Source organism: Streptomyces sp. WZ-12 (genome assembly GCF_028898845.1).
GTDB lineage: Bacteria > Actinomycetota > Actinomycetes > Streptomycetales > Streptomycetaceae > Streptomyces.
This window is the reverse complement of the sequence record NZ_CP118574.1, coordinates 3,583,365-3,600,426: the sequence shown is the minus strand read 5'-3', so window position 1 is coordinate 3,600,426 and position 17,062 is coordinate 3,583,365. Positions and strand designations below refer to the sequence as shown.

Genomic DNA, 17,062 nt, shown 5'->3' with positions numbered 1-17,062 from the left:
GGTGACGGGCGAGGGTGACGCGAGGCTTCGGGCCGTGGTGGAGCTGGCCCAGGCGATGGCGGCCGCGCCCACGCTGCGCGAGGCGGCCCGGGCCGCGGCGCAGGGGGTGCGGCAGGCGCTGGGGGGCTCCTTCGCGGCGATCTCGAAGTGGGAGCGCGAGCGGGGGCAGCTCCGGGTGCTGGCGAACGTCGGCGAACTCGCCCCGGAGGAGCGGGAGTTCCCCGACGACGAGGCGTATCCGGTGCACGAGTTCCCGGAGATCGTCGGGTTCCTGCACGAGCAGTGGGCCGGCGGCGGGGAGCCCAATGCCTGGGTGGAGGTCGCCGGCGACGAGGCGGGCGAGGGGATTCCGGACGCGCGGCGCCGGGGCGGGGGGCACCCGGGCCCGTACAACCACCAGCGGGTGGCGGCGCTGCGGCGGCGCGGCCGGGGGTGCTGTGTGGTGGCCCCGATCGTGCTGCACGGCCGGGCGTGGGGCGAGCTGTATGTGGCGCGGCCGGCCGGCGAGCCGGTGTTCGGGCGGGCGGACGCCGATTTCGCGACCGTGCTGGCCGCCGTCGCGGCCGCCGGGATCGCGCAGACCGAGCGGCTCGCGGAGGCCCGTCGGCTGGCGTTCACCGACGCGTTGACCGGGCTGGCCAACCGTCGGGCGGTGGACATGCGGCTGGACGAGGCGCTGGAGCGGCACCGGACCGGCGGCCTGGTGGTCAGCCTGGTGGTGTGCGATCTGAACGGGCTGAAGCGGGTCAACGACTCCCGCGGGCACGCGGTCGGCGACCGGCTCCTGGAGCGCTTCGGTTCGGTGCTGTCGCTGTGCGGCGCGATGCTGCCGGGGACGCTGGCGGCGCGGCTGGGCGGGGACGAGTTCTGTCTGCTGGCGGTCGGGCCGGAGTCCGACGAAGTGGTCAAGGTGGCGGGCGAGTTGTGCGCGCGGGCCGAGGAGTTGGACCTCGGCGAGGGGGTCGCGGTGGGGGTGGCCTCGACCGGCGACCCGATCGGCCCGGTGCGCAGCGCCCGCCGGCTCTTCCGGCTCGCGGACGCCGCCCAGTACCGGGCCAAGGCGGCGCGGTCCGGCGAGCCGGTGGTGGCCGGGCGGCACGGCGGCGCGCAGGACCCGGTGGTGCGGCTGGCGGACTCGCCGGAGCCGCGGTCCGGGCCGGAGCGGCGGAGGTTCCGGAGGTGAGGCGGGCCGGCCGTCGGGGCGGGCCGGCCCGGGTGGAGATCGGTAAGGGATGATCCCGGAATCCGGTGGTGACATCCGAAGATTCAGTCTCTAGGGTGCCTGAATATGGATATGCACACTGTGGTGTTGGGGACGTCCGGCACCACCGCACAGGACGTCATCGCGGTGGCCCGCGGCGCGGCCCGGATCGAGCTGTCCGAAGAGGCCCGTGCCGCCGTCGCCGCCTCCCGCGCCTTCATCGACGAGCTGGCGGCCAAGCCGGACCCGGTCTACGGCGTCTCCACCGGCTTCGGCGCCCTCGCCGTCCGCCACATCAGCCCCGACCTGCGCGCCCAACTCCAGCGCAACATCGTGCGCTCGCACGCGGCCGGCATGGGCCCCCGGGTCGAGCGCGAGGTGGTCCGCGCCCTGATGTTCCTGCGGCTGAAGACGCTCGCCTCCGGGCACACCGGCGTCCGCCCGGTGGTCGTCGAGACCATGGCCGCCCTGTTGAACGCCGGCATCACCCCGGTCGTCCACGAATACGGCTCGCTCGGCTGCTCCGGCGACCTGGCGCCGCTCTCGCACTGCGCGCTGACGCTGCTGGGCGAGGGCGAGGCGGAGGGCCCCGACGGCGTCGTCCGGCCGTCCGGCGAGCTGCTGGCCGCGCACGGCATCGCGCCCGTCGAGCTCCGCGAGAAGGAGGGGCTGGCCCTCCTCAACGGCACCGACGGCATGCTCGGCATGCTGGTGATGGCCTGCGCCGACCTGGCCCGGCTGTTCACCTCCGCGGACCTCACCGCCGCGCTCTCCATGGAGGCGCTGCTCGGCACCGACAAGGTCCTCGCGCCCGAGCTGCACGCGATACGCCCGCACCCCGGGCAGGCCGCCTCGGCCGCCAACATGCTGGCGTTCCTTGCCGGTTCGGGTTTCACCGGCCACCACCAGGACGACGCCCCGCGCGTCCAGGACGCCTACTCGATCCGCTGCGCGCCCCAGGTCGCCGGCGCCGGCCGGGACACCCTGGCGCACGCCCGCCTGGTCGCCGAGCGGGAGCTGGCCGCCGCCGTCGACAACCCCGTCGTGCTGCCCGACGGCCGGGTGGAGTCCAACGGCAACTTCCACGGCGCGCCGGTCGCCTACGCGTTGGACTTCCTGGCCATCGCCGCGGCCGACCTCGGCTCCATCGCCGAGCGGCGCACCGACCGCCTCCTGGACAAGAACCGCTCGCACGGGCTGCCCGCCTTCCTCGCCGGCGACCCGGGCGTCGACTCGGGCCTGATGATCGCCCAGTACACCCAGGCCGCGCTGGTCAGCGAGTTGAAGCGGCTGGCCGCCCCGGCGTCGGTGGACTCCATCCCGTCCTCCGCGATGCAGGAGGACCACGTCTCGATGGGGTGGTCGGCGGCGCGCAAGCTGCGCACCGCGGTGGACAACCTCACCCGCGTCCTCGCCGTCGAGCTCTACGCGGCGACCCGCGCCGTCGAGCTGCGGGAGGGGCTGACGCCCGCGCCGGCGACCCGGGCGGTGCTGGCCGCGCTGCGCGACGCGGGCGTGCAGGGGCCGGGCGAGGACCGCTTCCTGGCGCCGGACCTGGAGGCGGCGTTCGCGTTCGTCCGGGACGGGAAGCTGGTGGCGGCGGCGGAGTCGGTCACCGGGGAACTCGCCTGACGTTGCCTCACGTCGCTTGATGACGCGCCGGATGGCCTGGGACTTTCGTCAACTCCGGTTCGTGGGCGTCGAGATGCCGCGGTCGGGAGCGGCTGCCGCCGGCTGGTGGTCGGCCTGCGGCGGCCGGTGACGGTCGTTGGCCGTCGGTCGGTGGCACGCGGTCAAGCGTTGTGAGGGCGGTCTGACCGAGTGCTGACCGTTGTCTGTCGCGGGCGGTCGGGGCGGGAGTCGTGCCGGGGCGCCGAGTGGTCGGTTGGCCGGGCGGCGCGGCTGCTGGCTCAGGCCGCGCCGTCGCGGGTGCGGCGCACGGAGTAGCCGACCAGCGCGGCGCCGAGCGCCAGGAAGGCCGCGCCGCCCACCGCGTAGGGCGTGGTGTCCGGGCTGCCGGTGTCGGCGAGGTAGTGGTGCGGGCCGCCGCCGGACCGGGTGGTGGTGGAGCCGCTGTTCGCGCTCCGCGCACCGGAGTTCTTTTCCGCGGACGCCTTGCCGGAATGCCCCTTAGGGCCGGCCGCGTCCGATACATTCACCCGCCCGGCGCCCGCCGCTGCGGATTCCGCAGGGGGGCCGGAATGTGGCGCCCCGTCAACTTCCACGAGCGCGTTGGCGGATGGCACGAACCACAGGGCGAGCAGCACCGATCCCGCGGCGGTGGCGGTCAGCAGTGGTCGTCGTGCGGTCACGAAAGCTATCCCCCTTGTGGGTTCGGCGAATTGGCCGTTGACCGCAGATGTTAGTGACCGCCGCGGGTCGCGCGGTAGTCGGGACCCGGTCGTGCTTACCCTCCGGACATGAGCAATGGTGAGACATCACGCTTTGTACGGCTTCACGTCGAACTCGTCATGGAGGTCACCGACGCCGCCCGGCTGACCGGCGCCGCGGTCGACCGCCTCAACGGCGACCCCGCGCTCCCCGACGACGAACGCAGGCAGTCGTTGGAGACGGTCAGAGACGATCCGGCGGAGGCGCTGGCCCACCTCGTCGACCCCTTCGACCTGGTCACCGGGGTGCCCGGCACCCAACTCGCGCAAGCGTCCTGGAGCAGCGAGGAGATGACCGACTACGACCCGGACGCCGAGTGGGACGCGGCGGAGTGGGACCTCGCGGACGACGCGGAGGGGGAGGGCTGACCGTCCCGCCCCACCGCCTCGTCGAGGCCCGCGCACACCGCGTAACACCAGCCACTCAGGCCCCCGCACGACCCGGCGTCGTGCGGGGGCCGATGTCGTGTGCGGCCGGGTCCGGTGGCGTCGTGCGGGGCCGATGACGTCGGCGGCGCGCGGTCGTTATCCGTATCGGGCCGTCGTGACGCGGAGTGCAGTGGCGTAGTGAAGCGGGGGTAAGGAAAACAGCACTCCGCAGTCATATGCGCGTTCTGGGTCATTATTCGGGCGAAGGTCATTTTGGCGCCATTGCGTGTCGTTCCCCACATTTGCGCCAGGAATGGGGCGGGCGAAACGGAAATGGCGTTCCAATGGGAGACGGCCGGAATGCCTGCGCCCAGTTTTGCCTGCGTTCAGTTGGCGGCTCGCTCGGGGATTTTTCGCAAAGTCAGTAGCAATGGAGAAGCGTGTGATGACGGACCGCAAGCGCCGCAATGGCCTCATAGCCAGCGCCGCGCTGCTCGGGGGCGTTCTCACCGTCGCCGCGTGTGGCGCCAGCAGTGCCACCGGCCACGGCGGCGGTGGCAGCGGTAGCCAGGAGACCCAGCACGAGAACACCCAGCAGGTGGACGAGGCCGCCGCGCAGGACGCCTCGCAGGCGAAGATCACCATCACGCCCAAGGACGGCTCGACCGACGCTGGTCTCAACGCGGTCAAGGTGACCGCCGGTGGCGGCAAGCTCACCGACGTCACCATGACCACGGTGGTCACGCACCAGACCGACAAGACCCAGCAGAAGACCGTCCCGGGCACCCTCTCCACCGACGGCACCTCCTGGAAGCCCAAGCAGGCGCTGTCCCGCGCGACCACCTACAAGATCACCGCGCACGCGGTGGACGGCCAGGGCCGTACCGCGGTGGAGAACTCCACCTTCACCACGGTCTCGCCGGGCAACAGCTTCCTCGGGAACTTCACTCCCGAGGACGGTTCGACGGTCGGCGTCGGGATGCCGGTGTCGATCAACTTCGACAAGCCGGTCAAGAACCGTAAGGCCGTCCAGTCGGCGATCGAGGTCGCGTCCAGCAGCAACCAGCAGGTCGTCGGCCACTGGTTCGGCGACAAGCGGCTGGACTTCCGCCCCCAGAACTACTGGAAGCCGAACTCCGAGATCACCATGAAGCTGGCCCTGGACGGCGTGGAGGCGTCCCCGGGCGTGAAGGGCATCCAGAACAAGACCGTCCACTTCACCATCGGTCACTCGCAGGTCAGCATCGTTGACGCCGCGACTCACCAGATGACCGTGGTCCGCGACGGCAAGACCATCAAGACCATCCCGATCTCCTCGGGCAGCGCCGAACACCCCACCTACAACGGCCAGATGGTGATCTCCGAGAAGTTCAAGCAGACCCGGATGGACGGCTCCACCGTCGGCTTCACCAACAACGACGGCAAGGGCGAGTACGACATCCCCGACGTCCCGCACGCCATGCGGCTGTCGAACTCCGGCACCTTCATCCACGGCAACTACTGGGGCAAGGGCATCTTCGGCAACGCCAACACCAGCCACGGCTGCATCGGCCTGCAGGACGCCAAGGGCGGCAACGACCCGTCCACCAACGGCGCGTGGTTCTTCGCCCACTCGCAGATCGGCGACGTCGTCAAGGTGGTCAACTCCCCGGACAAGACCATCAAGCCGGACAACGGCCTCAACGGGTGGAACATGTCCTGGTCCCAGTGGGTGGCCGGCAGCGCGGTCTGAGACCGACGCAGTGACACCCCCTGCACCACGCATGACTCTCGATGACCGGCGCCCGTCCGTCGCCGGCCCGGCCGTCCGTACAGTGGCCGGGTGAACGAGCACGTGGACAACGGGGGCGGCAAGCGGCGCCGCAACGGCCGGGGCGGGGACCGTGACCGGGCGGCCGGCCCGGGCGGCGCGGACACCGGACCCACCCCGGACGCCGCCCACCAGGCCGCCGAGCTGCTGGGCACCGTCCTCGGCAGCGTCCGCTACGCGGCGGACGCGACCGCGGCCGAGGACGCCATCGAGGTCGGCGCCTCGATGCTGACCGCCGCGGCCCCCGGCTGGGAGGCGATCAGCGCCGCCGTCGTCGAGGCCGCCGCGGACGCCGCCCACCGCTGCTGGAGCGGTGGTTGGCAACCCGCCGACCTGGAACGCATCGTCCGCCGGGAGGCCACCCACCCCGCACCGGCCGCCCTCGTCCTCGACGCCATCGCCGCCGACGCGGCCCGCCGCCCCCGCCCGCCCGGACCTTCCCAAGACCCGCGCTGGCAGGCCCAGTTGGACCGCCTCGACGCCCGCGTCTGGTGGGGCCGCGACCCCGCCTACCTGGACGCGCTGGCCGCCCGCCGCCGCACCTCCCGCTTCGAGACCGCCTACGACGTCCTCGGCACGCTCCGCCTGCTCGCGCGACTCCCCAGGATCACCCCGCTGCCGCCCCCGCCCGCGACGGCCGGCCCGACCGGCCCCGGCGAACGGCCCGCGCCCCGCCTGCTCGCCCGGATCCGCGCCCTGTTGGCCAAGGCGGAGGCGACCACCTTCACCGAGGAAGCCGAGGCGCTCTCCGCCAAGGCCCAGGAACTGATGGCCCGTCACGGCATCGACGAGGCCCTCCTCGCGTCCGCTCACGGCCCCCAGGGCGCCCCGCCCGCCGGCGGTCCCACGGCGCTCCGCATCGGCATCGAGGGCCCTTACGAACAGGGCAAGGCGCTGCTCCTCGACGCCGTCGCGGCCGCCAACCGCTGCCAGGCCGTCTGGGCCGCCGAGTGGGGCTTCTCCACCGTCGTCGGCTTCCCGCCCGACCTGGAGGCGACCGAGCTCCTGCACGCCTCGCTGCTCCTCCAGGCCACCGCCGCGATGCGGCGCGCGGCCGACGACCTCCCCCAAGCCCTTAAGGGGCAGGGCAGCGCCCCCCTCGCCCGGGGCCGCTCCCGCCGCACCCGCGACTTCCGCCAGACCTTCCTCGTGGCGTACGCGGACCGCATCCGCACCCGCCTGGCCGCGGCCACCGCCGCCGCCACGGCCGAGGCCGCCGCGGAACCCGCCGCCGAGGGCCGGCTCCTGCCCGTCCTCGCCGCCCGCGAACTCGCCGTCGAGGAGACCGCCGGCGCCCTCTTCCCCGACACCGCCCCGGTCCGCCTCCGCGGCATCCGCGACGCCGCCGGCTGGCACCAGGGCACTGCCGCCGCCGACCGCGCCCACCTCCACCGCCCGGAACGCCCCCCGCGCGCCTGACCACGACGGCCGCCCACCAAGGAGCGCACTGTGCACCCCCAGCACCCAGGCGACGAGCCCACCTGGGCCGCCCTCTCCCCGCGCGAGAAAGCGCTCGCCGCCGTCGGCATGACCGGCTTGGGCCTCGGCGTACTCGCCCTCGTGGCCGCGGCGGTGCTGCTGGGCGTCCTGACCATCGGCTACCTGTCCCGCGACCTGATCGAAGCCGACGGCGCGGGCCCCCTCATCTGGGCAGCACTGCTGTTCCTGCCCTGCGGCCTGCTCGCCGGAGCGTTCGCCTACCCCGTGCGCCTGGCCCTCCGCCTCGTGCTCGCCTCACCCAAGGCCAAGCGCCGTGCGGAAACGGCCCTTTCGGCAGGCACGACCTTCCTGGCCGCCCTGTTCGTGGAAACCCTCACCCCCGGCCTCCACGTCCAACACCCCTGGCTACCGGCCCTGTTGGCCACCTTGCTGATCGCCCTCGCCCACCTCGCGACCAACCACCTGGAAGCCCGCACCCGCCGCAGCCACAACCACCCCTGAACGGCCCCCGGTTGCCGCACGCCCAAGTCCGTTCCTGGAGCGCGACCATCCCCCGGAGGCCGCCGCCCCACCGGGCAGGGCGCGGGCCGTCAGCCCCCGGCGCCCTTGTCCGCCAACAGTTCCGCAATGCGTGCGTCGACCTGCCGGCGGTCATAGCCCCGCCGCACGACCTCGAACGGAGGCGGGGCGACCGGGGCGTCGGCCTCGGTCAGGGCCGTGAGGTAGAGATCGACCTGCTGGCGGTCGTAACCCCGCCACGCCACCTGGAAGCCGCGGAACTCAGACGGTTTCGACACTGCGCGTACCACTCCCCACCCGAGAGAAAGCCGACCGCGGCCACCGCCCGTCACCGGCGCGTACCCCCTGAAGAGCACACCGCGACCGCACTCCACAGCCTAGCCCCGGCCACTGACAGCCAGCCTTCGAGCCCTCGACGCCGCCCCCAACCCGGGCTCGGGACACCGCAGTTCAGCATCCGTCCCGAGCCGTCAGAACGAGCGGCCGCGACCGGCAACGGTCCGCGCCGCGCGCCGTCAGTCGTCCGCCTCGGCCACCCCGATCGGGCAGGAGACCCCCGTCCCGCCGATCCCGCAGTAACCGGCGGGGTTCTTGTCGAGGTACTGCTGGTGGTACGCCTCCGCCGGGTAGAAGGGGCGGGGGGTGGCGGGGAGGATTTCGGTGGTGGGGTCGGCGTGGCCGGAGGAGCGCAGGACGGTGCGGTAGGCGTCGCGGGAGGCTTCGGCGGCCTGCTGTTGGGCGGGGGAGTGGGTGTAGATGGCGGAGCGGTACTGGGTGCCGATGTCGTTGCCCTGGCGGAAGCCCTGGGTGGGGTCGTGGGACTCCCAGAACAGCTTCAGCAGGGCGGTGTACGGGACGACCTTGGGGTCGAAGACGACGCGGACGGCCTCGGTGTGGCCGGTGTGGCCGCTGCAGACCTCTTCGTAGGTCGGGTTCGGGGTGTGGCCGCCCTGGTAGCCGACGAGCGTGGTCCACACGCCGTCGGTCTGCCAGAACTTCCGCTCGGCGCCCCAGAAGCAGCCCAGCCCGAAGTCGGCGATCTCCAGGCCGTCCGGGTACGGGCCGAGCAGCGGGTTGCCGAGGACGGTGTGCCGGTCGGGGACGGCGAAGTCCCGCTCGGGGCGGCCCTTCAGCGCTTCCTCGGGGGTGGGGAGGTGGGTCTTGAAGCGGGAGAACAGCATCAGGATCGTGCTCCAGGGGAGGAGGGGCGGGGCGCGGGTGGTGATGTGCGGTCCCTCCGGGGAACGTTCCGGGGGCGGGTGGCATTCCGGCGGGGTGACATTCCGACGCGGGCGGGTGTTGCGGTGACGGGATGAGCGCGGTCCGGTGACGGTGGTGTTCCTGGCGGTTCCCGGCGGAGGGGGCTCGGCGCGCCTGCGGCGTCCCCGTCGCCCCGCGGAGATCCGTCAGAACCGCCCTAGTCCTGGGCGCGGAAGTTGGCCGAGGTGCCGCCGAGTTGTTCCCAGCCGGCGATGGCCAGGGCGCGGTAGGCGGCGTACTCGGCGGCCGGGCTGCGGCCGTAGGACCACGGGACGGCGCCCACGTGGCCGTCGACGAGGCGGAGCTGTTCCATCGCCTCGGCGTAGCGTTCCGCGCGGACCAGGAACCAGACGAGCAGGTGGCGGACGTGCGGGGCCATGGGGTGGTCGGCGGGGGCCTGTTGGAGGGCGAAGTGGGCGCCCTCTATGGCGCGTTCGACGACGGCGCTCTGGAAGAGGCTGCGGACCATGTTGGCCTCGGGCAGGTGCGCGTAGACCGCGAACAGCGGGAGGGCCGGCAGCAGGCTCTTCGCCGGGGCCCCGGCGGCCGCGCGCGCGGCGAACTCCTCGGCCTCCTTGCGGGAGCCGTGCCACTTCTCCGACCAGTACGGGAGCGCCGCCAGGTGCGCGCCCATGTGGTGCGGCGCCCGCCGGTGGACCTCGGCCCACAGCTCCTCGTAGTCGGCGGCGCGCGCGCCCAGGCCGCGGGCGACGGCCAGCTCCGTGATGACGGAGATCGGGCTGCCGGGCGCCAGCAGCGCCGCCTCCCGGCAGACCGTACGGGCCTCCTCCAGGATCATCCTGAAGTCCTGCGAACCGGGGTCGCGCAGCGCCTGGACCACCAGGAACTGGGCGTGCGTCTGCGCGCCGCCGGGGTCCTTGGGGGCCTCCGCGCGCCAGGTGCGCAGCCAGATGCCGCCGGTCCGCGCGCCGCCGCCGGCGGGGCCCTGGGAGCTCTCCGCCAGCTCGAACGCGGCGGCGCCGGCCAGCGTCTGCACCCGCTGCCAGCGCAGCTCCCAGTCGTTGCCGGTGGACCGGAGCAGTTCGGCGGCCGGGCGCCAGTCGTGCGTCCGGCGCACCTCGTCGAGCGCCCGGGACAGCTCCTCGTCGGGGCCGGGCAGCCGGACGTCGAGCCGTTCCAGAGGGACGAAGCCGTAGCCGGCCATCGGGTCGGTGGCCACGGCCAGGCCCTGCTGGGTGTGCGCCGCGGCCCGTCGGCGCCGCATCCAGGGCAGGAAGACCAGACCGCCGAGCGCGATCGCGGCGAAGAGAAGCAGCAGAGCGTCCATGTGGTGTGTCCCGGTCGGAGGGGCGGGTGGGTGGAGGGGAGGCCGTCGACGGCGGGTGGTCCGTCGGCCGGGCACCGATCGCCGGGGCGATCTCCGTCCTCTCCTACGTATCCACTATCCAGCGAACCAGAAAGTTCCGGAAAGTTCGGCCGTGGGGCCGGCTACCCTCAGAAGATATGAGCGATCAGCGCGAGACGCGCCACCAGCACTTCGAAACCCGTGCCATCCACGCAGGTCAGGAGCCCGACCTGGCCACCGGCGCGGTGGTCCCGCCCATCTACCAGGTCTCCACGTACAAGCAGGACGGGGTGGGCGGACTGCGCGGCGGCTACGAGTACAGCCGCAGCGCCAACCCGACCCGCACCGCCCTGGAGGAGAACCTCGCCGCCCTCGACGGCGGCCGCCGCGGCCTCGCGTTCGCCTCCGGCCTCGCCGCCGAGGACTGCCTGCTGCGCACCCTGCTCGTCCCCGGCGACCACGTCGTGATCCCCAACGACGCCTACGGCGGCACCTTCCGACTGTTCGCCAAGGTCGTCGAGCGGTGGGGCGTCACGTGGTCGGTGGCCGACACCTCCGACCCGCAGTCCGTACGGGACGCGCTGCAACCCCGTACGAAGGCGATCTGGGTCGAGACGCCCAGCAACCCGCTGCTCGGCATCAGCGACATCGCGGCGCTCGCCGGGATCGCCCGGGACGCCGGTGCCCGCCTGGTGGTCGACAACACCTTCGCCAGCCCCTATCTCCAGCAGCCGCTCGCCCTCGGCGCGGACGTGGTGGTCTACTCCACGACCAAGTACATGGGCGGCCACTCCGACGTGGTCGGCGGCGCGCTGGTGGTGAACGACGACGCCCTCGGCGAGGAACTGGCCTACCACCAGAACGCGATGGGTGCGATCGCCGGGCCGTTCGACGCCTGGCTGGTGATGCGCGGCATCAAGACGCTGGCCGTCCGGATGGACCGGCACAGCGCCAACGCGGCGCGCGTGGCCGAGCTGTTGACCTCGCACGAGAAGGTCACCCGGGTCTACTACCCGGGCCTGTCCGAGCACCCCGGCCACGAGGTCGCCGCCAAGCAGATGCGGTCCTTCGGCGGCATGGTGTCGTTCCAGGTGGCCGGCGGCGAGGCGGCGGCGGTGGAGGTCTGCAACCGCGCCAAGCTGTTCACCCTCGGGGAGTCGCTGGGCGGCGTGGAGTCGCTGATCGAGCACCCGGGGCGGATGACGCACGCCTCGGTGGCCGGCTCTGCGCTGGAGGTCCCCGCGGACCTGGTGCGCCTCTCGGTGGGCATCGAGTCCGTCGAGGACCTGCTGGCCGACCTCACGCAGGCGCTGGGCTGAGCCGGTTCCCGCTCGGCGGAGGGCCGCGGTCCGGCCTCGGCGGCCGGCTGCGACCCGTCCGCGGTGGCCAGTTGAGGCGCGTCCCCGGTGGCCCGCCCCCGGTCCGTTGTGGGTCAGTACCCCACTACGGGAGGGGTGGTGCGGGCCGGTGGCGGGCGCCAGGGTTGCTCAACTCCCGCCCAGATGAGGAGAGTCAGCAGCGCCACCAGGGCGAGCAGCGTCCCGGTGCGGTGCAGCAGGCGGCGCCGGAGCAGCAGCCGGCGGCCCCGGGCGGCGGCCCGCCCGCCGAGGTCCGGCGGGACCGTCGGATACGGTCCGGCCCGCAGCATCCGCCGGACCTCGCTCTCCTTCCGGTCGGGCGCCCGGGACTCCGGCCGCCCGGTCTCCTGGGGCGGGGTGCTCCAGCGGGCTCCGGCGGCTTCGGCCGGCGGCCCGTTACGGCTGTCGGGCGGCGTGCCGGCCTCCGGGGCGGGCCGCTCCTGGTCCTCCCGAGGGTTCACGGCACCGCGGGGTTCGCGTCCGGGCGGCGGCTGCGCAGTGCGGAGACGGCGTGCCGGCACAGGGTGCGCACCCGCTCGGCGGGGAGCCCGAGTTGGGCGGCGATCTGCTCCTCGGCGACGTCCTCGTGGAGGCGCAGCACCAGCACCAGCCGTTCGCGCGGGGTCAGGCGACTCAGCGGACCGCCCCGCGGCCGGCGATGTCGTCGGGCGGTTTGCGCGAACCCCGCGGCCAGCTCCCGGCGGGCCCGCTCGTAGGGGTCCTCGCCGCGCAGCCGCTCCCAGGCCGCGTACGTCCGGGCCAGCGCCGTGATCAGCAACTCCTCGGCGGCGGGGGCCGGTTGGCCCGCCGGTTCGCCGGTCAGCAGCGCGGCGGCGTGCAGCAACCGCCCCGCCGCGCCCGCGGTGAACGCCGCGAACTCCCGGGCCCGGCGTCGCTCCCGTTCCTGTTGCCGCTCTCCCACCGTGCCTCCCGGATGCCGGGCGGCCGACGCCCCGTCCCCTGGGGCGGCGCCCCGGCGCCGAACGGGCCAGCCCCTGGCCCCTATTGGCGCGGTAGCACGGGGACGGGTCAAGAGGGGCGGCACGACCGCGCGATGCCCGCGCGGCGGACGCATGACGACGTCCCGGCGCCCCGAACGGCCCGCCGACGCCCCACGAGCGGCCCGAAAACGGCCGGCGCGTGCCCCCCGATCCGCTCGCGCGAGGACGACGACCCGGTAGGCGTCACCGCACGCAGAGGGCGCCTCCATACGTAGCGGGGCGCCTCAACACGTGGGAGGGCGCCTCAAGAAGAGGCCGGCGGCCCGCTCGGCGACAGTGCCGTGATGTCGGCGAGGGAGGCGTTGAAGCGCGTCAGGAGCGTGGTGAACGCCGTGCGCTCCTCCTCGCTCCACTCCTCCGTCACCATCGCCATCAGCGCCCGTCGCGAGGCCCGTACCTCGTCGAGCCGGGCGTGGCCCCGCTCGGAGAGTTCGAGGACCACGGCGCGGCCGTCCTCGGGGTGGGTGGTGCGGCTGACCAGGCCGGCGTCGACCAGCGGCGCGACCTGCCGGGTGACGGTGGAGGAGTCGATGCCCATCCCGCACGCCAGGGCCTTGACGCCCATCGGGCCTTCCTGGTCCAGGCGGTTGAGGAGCAGATAGGCGGCGCGGTCCATGGAGTTGCGCGCCTGCCCGACGCCGCCGAGCCGGCTCTGTTCGGCGCGGCGGGCGAAGACGGCCACTTGGTGCTGCAGCGCGTCGAGAAGAGCAGTGTCGGTGTGGGTCGTCATGTCCGGAGAGGTGGGCATGGCCGGGGCTCGCTTAATCGGGGCGGGTAATGGGGAAGACAGCGTACGCGGCGCCGGCGTCGGCCGTACCGGCCCTGTCGTGAGCGGGGCCGGCGGCGTACCGGTGTCCGCCATCCGGCCGGAAAAGACCCGTCGGTGGCCGAACTGCGACACTGACCGCATGGCCGACCACACGTCGCACGCGTCGCACCGGCCCACGGGTTCCGCGCCCACCGCACCGGCGGGTCCCGGGGGGATCACGGTCGACGATGTGCGCGAGGCGCAGAAGCTGCTGTCCGGGGTGGCGCGGACCACCGCGCTGGAGAGCAGCCGCTATCTGTCGGAGCTGGTGGGCGCCCCCGTCCACCTCAAGTGCGAAAACCTCCAGCGCACCGGCTCGTTCAAGATCCGCGGCGCGTATGTGCGGATCGCCCGGCTGTCGGCGGAGGAGCGGGCGGCCGGCGTGGTGGCGGCGAGTGCCGGCAACCACGCGCAGGGGGTGGCGCTGGCGGCGTCCCTGCTGGGGGTGGCCTCGACGGTCTTCATGCCGGTCGGCGCCCCGCTGCCGAAGGTCGCCGCGACCCGCGAGTACGGCGCCGAGGTGCGGCTGCACGGCCAGGTCGTGGACGAGACGCTGGCCGCCGCCCAGGAGCACGCGCGGCGGACCGGGGCGGTCTTCATCCACCCCTTCGACCACCGCGACATCATCGCGGGCCAGGGCACGGTCGGCCTGGAGATCCTCGAACAGTGCCCGGAGGTGCGGACCGTCGTCGTGGGCGTGGGCGGCGGTGGGTTGGCGGCGGGCATCGCCGTCGCGGTCAAGGCGCTGCGGCCGGACGTGCGGGTGGTCGGGGTGCAGGCGGCGGCCGCGGCCTGCTATCCGCCGTCGCTGGCGGTGGGGCGGCCGGTGGCGATCGAGCCGCTGGCCACGATGGCCGACGGGATCAAGGTGGGGCGCCCCGGGGACGTGCCGTTCGAGATCGTGCACCGGCTGGTGGACGGCGTCCGCACGGTCACCGAGGACGAGTTGTCCGGCGCCCTGCTGCTGTGCCTGGAGCGGGCGAAGCTGGTGGTGGAGCCGGCGGGGGCGAGCCCGGTGGCGGCGCTGCTGTCCTCGCCCGGCTCGTTCGAGGGGCCGGTGGTCGCGGTGCTCTCCGGCGGCAACGTCGATCCGCTGCTGATGCAGCGGATCCTGCGGCACGGCATGGCCGCCGCCGGCCGCTACCTCTCCCTCCGGCTCCGCCTGACCGACCGTCCGGGCGCGCTGGCCACCCTCCTCGGCGTCCTCACGCTGGTGGACGCCAACGTCCTCGACGTGGGGCACGTCCGCACCGATCCCCGGCTCGGGCTCACCGAGGTCGAGGTCGAGCTGCACCTGGAGACCAAGGGGCCCGAGCACTGCGCCGAGGTGGGCGCGGCGCTGCGCGCGGCGGGGTACGACATGGTCGCGGTCTGAGCCGGCGGTGCGCGGGCGCGCGCGTCGGGGGAGCGGGGCGGTGGCCGAACGCCTGCCGCCCCGTTCTGTCCTGTCGGGTCTCGGCGTCGTAAAATTTATATCGCGATGTATCGCGTTTGGAGTAGCATCGGTGGCCCGCGGGGGCGCTGCGTCACGCCAAGCCGCCGCGGAAGCGCGCCGCACCACCCGCCCTGACATGACGCGAACCGCCAAAAAACAGGGCGAACGGAACTGTTCTCCGTACTATTCGGCTCATCCGCCGCATCGACCTGAAATCGACCCAAGCCATGGGGGTACCCACATGCCAGGCGCCATTTATGCCGAAGGGCTGGTGAAGACCTTCGGCGAGGTGAGGGCGCTGGACGGCGTCGACCTCGACGTCCCCGAAGGAACCGTCCTCGGAATGCTCGGCCCCAACGGTGCCGGCAAGACCACCGCCGTGCGCGTCCTGACGACCCTGCTCCGCCCCGACCGGGGCACCGCGCGGGTCGCCGGCATCGACGTCCTCGCGCACCCCGACGCGGTCCGCCGCGCCATCGGCCTCTCCGGCCAATTCGCCGCCGTCGACGAGTACTTGACCGGCCGGGAGAACCTGGTCATGGTCGGCCGGCTCTACCAAATGGCCGGCCGCCAGGCCAAGCGCCGGGCCGACGAGCTGCTGGAGCGCTTCAACCTCGGCGACGCCGCGGACCGCACCGCCAAGACCTACTCCGGCGGGATGCGCCGCCGGCTCGACCTCGCCGCCGCGCTGGTCGTCAGCCCGCCCGTGATGTTCATGGACGAGCCGACCACCGGCCTGGACCCGCGCAACCGCCAGGCGCTGTGGGACGTCATCCAGGAACTGGTCGCCGGCGGCACCACCCTGCTGCTCACCACCCAGTACCTGGAGGAGGCCGACCGGCTCGCGCACGACATCTGCGTGGTCGACCACGGCCGGGTCATCGCCCGCGGCACCTCCGACCAACTCAAGGCCCGCACCGGCGGCGAGCGCATCGAGGTCGTGGTGCACGCCCCCGAGCACCTCCCGGTGGCCGAAGGCGTCCTGCGCACGGTCGCCAAGGGCGAGGGCACGGTCGAGCAGCACACCCGCAGGCTCACGTTCCCGGTGACCGGCGGCGCCAAGTTGCTCGCCGAGGTCATCCGCGAACTGGACTCCCGCGGCGTGGAGATCGACGACATCGGGCTGCGCCGCCCGACCCTCGACGACGTCTTCATCGCCCTGACCGGACACGCCGCCGAGGCGGCGGAGCACGACAACGGACGCGCGGACCGGGACCGGCCCGACGCGCAGACCACGAAGGAGGGTGTGCGATGAGTGCGGTCGGTCACGCGGCCGGCGAGGCCCCCGCCCGGAACCCGCGGCCGCGCGGCGGCCTCGCCCGTTCCGTGCGCGATTCGCTGGTGGTCGCCCAGCGCAACCTGATCCGGATGCTGCGCATCCCCGAGGTCGTGATCTTCGGGCTGATCCAACCGATCATGTTCGTGGTGCTGTTCACCTACGTCTTCGGCGGGTCCATCGCCCTCCCCGGCAGCCAGGCCGGCAACGCCCAGGCGTACCGGGAGTTCCTGATGGCCGGCATCTTCGCGCAGACCGTCACCTTCGCCACCGCCGGAGCCGGCGCCGGCATCGCGGACGACATGCACAAGGGGCTGATCGACCGGTTCCGTTCGCTGCCGATGTCCCGCGGCGCGGTGCTCACCGGCCGGACCCTGGCCGACCTGGTGCAGACCGCGCTGACGCTGGTGGTGCTGGCCGTGGTCGCCCTGCTGATCGGCTGGCGCAGCCACGAGAACCCGGCGAGCGTGCTGGCCGGCTTCGCCCTGCTGCTCCTGCTCGGCTACGCCTTCTCCTGGATCGGCGCGCTCATCGGCCTCTCGGTCCGCACCCCCGAGGCCGCCACCTCCGGCGGGCTGATCTGGCTCTTCCCGCTGACGTTCATCTCCAACGCCTTCGTCCCGGTCAACGGCATGCCGGCGTTCCTCCAACACATCGCGGAGTGGAACCCGTTCAGCGCCACGGTCGCCGGCGCCCGGGAGCTGTTCGGCAACACCCTCGCGGGCGTGCCCCGGTCGGTGACCGGCGCCTGGCCGATGGAGCATCCGGTGCTCGCCTCGGTGCTCTGGTCCGTGCTGATCATCGCGGTCTTCCGGACGCTCGCGGTCCGCAAGTACCGCTCGGCGACGGTCTGAGCCCGGCCCGCCCGCACCAACGGGAAGCGGCCCGG

The 17,062-nt window shown here is 73.5% G+C and carries 17 protein-coding genes; 10 read left to right on the top strand and 7 right to left on the bottom strand.

Annotated elements, in window-relative coordinates; genetic code table 11:
- Positions 1 to 55 precede the first annotated feature (55 nt).
- Together PV796_RS15095 and hutH are read left to right on the top strand one after the other, a co-directional pair.
- Positions 56 to 1,183 carry a GGDEF domain-containing protein gene (locus PV796_RS15095; RefSeq protein WP_274919032.1) on the top strand — a complete coding sequence of 376 codons (1,128 nt, stop codon included), beginning with the start codon at positions 56 to 58 and terminating at the stop codon, positions 1,181 to 1,183.
- Between the two features lie 105 nt (positions 1,184 to 1,288).
- A complete protein-coding gene (gene hutH / locus PV796_RS15090; RefSeq protein WP_274913657.1) occupies positions 1,289 to 2,833 on the top strand; it encodes a histidine ammonia-lyase in 1,545 nt (514 codons plus the stop codon).
- Positions 2,834 to 3,111: 278 nt separating this feature from the next.
- Here hutH and PV796_RS15085 read toward each other — a convergent pair whose 3' ends face one another.
- Positions 3,112 to 3,513, bottom strand: a complete 402-nt coding sequence (locus tag PV796_RS15085) for a hypothetical protein (protein WP_274913656.1) — start codon at positions 3,511 to 3,513, stop codon at positions 3,112 to 3,114.
- A gap of 108 nt (positions 3,514 to 3,621) precedes the next feature.
- On the opposite strand from PV796_RS15085, the gene PV796_RS15080 reads away from it, so the two are divergent.
- From PV796_RS15080 to PV796_RS15065, 4 genes are all read left to right on the top strand, one after another.
- A complete protein-coding gene (locus tag PV796_RS15080) occupies positions 3,622 to 3,960 on the top strand; it encodes a hypothetical protein (protein ID WP_274913655.1) in 339 nt (112 codons plus the stop codon).
- 445 nt (positions 3,961 to 4,405) lie between these two features.
- On the top strand, positions 4,406 to 5,692 hold the full coding sequence (locus PV796_RS15075; protein ID WP_274913653.1) for a L,D-transpeptidase: 1,287 nt from the start codon (positions 4,406 to 4,408) through the stop codon (positions 5,690 to 5,692).
- 90 nt (positions 5,693 to 5,782) lie between these two features.
- Positions 5,783 to 7,189 (top strand): DUF2786 domain-containing protein, encoded by a 1,407-nt coding sequence (locus PV796_RS15070; RefSeq protein WP_274913652.1) that lies wholly within the window; start codon positions 5,783 to 5,785, stop codon positions 7,187 to 7,189.
- A gap of 30 nt (positions 7,190 to 7,219) precedes the next feature.
- The gene (locus tag PV796_RS15065) at positions 7,220 to 7,711 is read left to right on the top strand and encodes a hypothetical protein (RefSeq protein WP_274913651.1); all 492 of its coding nucleotides are present in this window, start codon (positions 7,220 to 7,222) and stop codon (positions 7,709 to 7,711) included.
- 89 nt (positions 7,712 to 7,800) lie between these two features.
- On the opposite strand, the gene PV796_RS15060 is transcribed toward PV796_RS15065, so the two are convergent.
- The 3 genes from PV796_RS15060 to PV796_RS15050 form a co-directional block, all read right to left on the bottom strand.
- Positions 7,801 to 8,007 carry a hypothetical protein gene (locus PV796_RS15060; RefSeq protein ID WP_274913650.1) on the bottom strand — a complete coding sequence of 69 codons (207 nt, stop codon included), beginning with the start codon at positions 8,005 to 8,007 and terminating at the stop codon, positions 7,801 to 7,803.
- A 237-nt stretch (positions 8,008 to 8,244) separates the two neighbouring features.
- A complete protein-coding gene (gene msrA, locus PV796_RS15055) occupies positions 8,245 to 8,910 on the bottom strand; it encodes a peptide-methionine (S)-S-oxide reductase MsrA (protein WP_274913649.1) in 666 nt (221 codons plus the stop codon).
- Positions 8,911 to 9,146: 236 nt separating this feature from the next.
- Entirely contained in the window at positions 9,147 to 10,277 is a 1,131-nt protein-coding gene (locus PV796_RS15050) for a hypothetical protein (RefSeq protein ID WP_274913648.1), read from the bottom strand.
- Positions 10,278 to 10,453: 176 nt separating this feature from the next.
- On the opposite strand from PV796_RS15050, the gene PV796_RS15045 reads away from it, so the two are divergent.
- Positions 10,454 to 11,614, top strand: coding sequence for a cystathionine gamma-synthase (locus PV796_RS15045; protein WP_274913646.1), 1,161 nt, complete (start codon positions 10,454 to 10,456; stop codon positions 11,612 to 11,614).
- A 113-nt stretch (positions 11,615 to 11,727) separates the two neighbouring features.
- Here PV796_RS15045 and PV796_RS42370 read toward each other — a convergent pair whose 3' ends face one another.
- From PV796_RS42370 to PV796_RS15030, 3 genes are all read right to left on the bottom strand, one after another.
- Positions 11,728 to 12,114 carry a hypothetical protein gene (locus tag PV796_RS42370; protein ID WP_446750597.1) on the bottom strand — a complete coding sequence of 129 codons (387 nt, stop codon included), beginning with the start codon at positions 12,112 to 12,114 and terminating at the stop codon, positions 11,728 to 11,730.
- Positions 12,111 to 12,575: a sigma factor-like helix-turn-helix DNA-binding protein gene (locus tag PV796_RS15035; protein ID WP_274913644.1), complete on the bottom strand. Its 465-nt coding sequence runs from the start codon at positions 12,573 to 12,575 to the stop codon at positions 12,111 to 12,113. The genes PV796_RS42370 and PV796_RS15035 overlap by 4 nt, the downstream gene beginning before the upstream one ends.
- 323 nt (positions 12,576 to 12,898) lie before the next feature.
- Positions 12,899 to 13,402 (bottom strand): MarR family winged helix-turn-helix transcriptional regulator, encoded by a 504-nt coding sequence (locus tag PV796_RS15030; protein WP_274913643.1) that lies wholly within the window; start codon positions 13,400 to 13,402, stop codon positions 12,899 to 12,901.
- 160 nt (positions 13,403 to 13,562) lie between these two features.
- Here PV796_RS15030 and ilvA point away from each other — a divergent pair, with 160 nt between their 5' ends.
- The 3 genes from ilvA to PV796_RS15015 all read left to right on the top strand — a co-directional run bounded on the left by ilvA (position 13,563) and on the right by PV796_RS15015 (position 17,027).
- A complete protein-coding gene (gene ilvA, locus PV796_RS15025; protein ID WP_274913642.1) occupies positions 13,563 to 14,837 on the top strand; it encodes a threonine ammonia-lyase in 1,275 nt (424 codons plus the stop codon).
- Positions 14,838 to 15,138: 301 nt separating this feature from the next.
- Positions 15,139 to 16,152 (top strand): ATP-binding cassette domain-containing protein, encoded by a 1,014-nt coding sequence (locus PV796_RS15020; protein WP_274913641.1) that lies wholly within the window; start codon positions 15,139 to 15,141, stop codon positions 16,150 to 16,152.
- On the top strand, positions 16,149 to 17,027 hold the full coding sequence (locus PV796_RS15015; RefSeq protein ID WP_274913640.1) for an ABC transporter permease: 879 nt from the start codon (positions 16,149 to 16,151) through the stop codon (positions 17,025 to 17,027). Before PV796_RS15020 ends, PV796_RS15015 begins: the two co-directional genes overlap by 4 nt.
- The last annotated feature ends 35 nt before the right edge of the window (positions 17,028 to 17,062 follow it).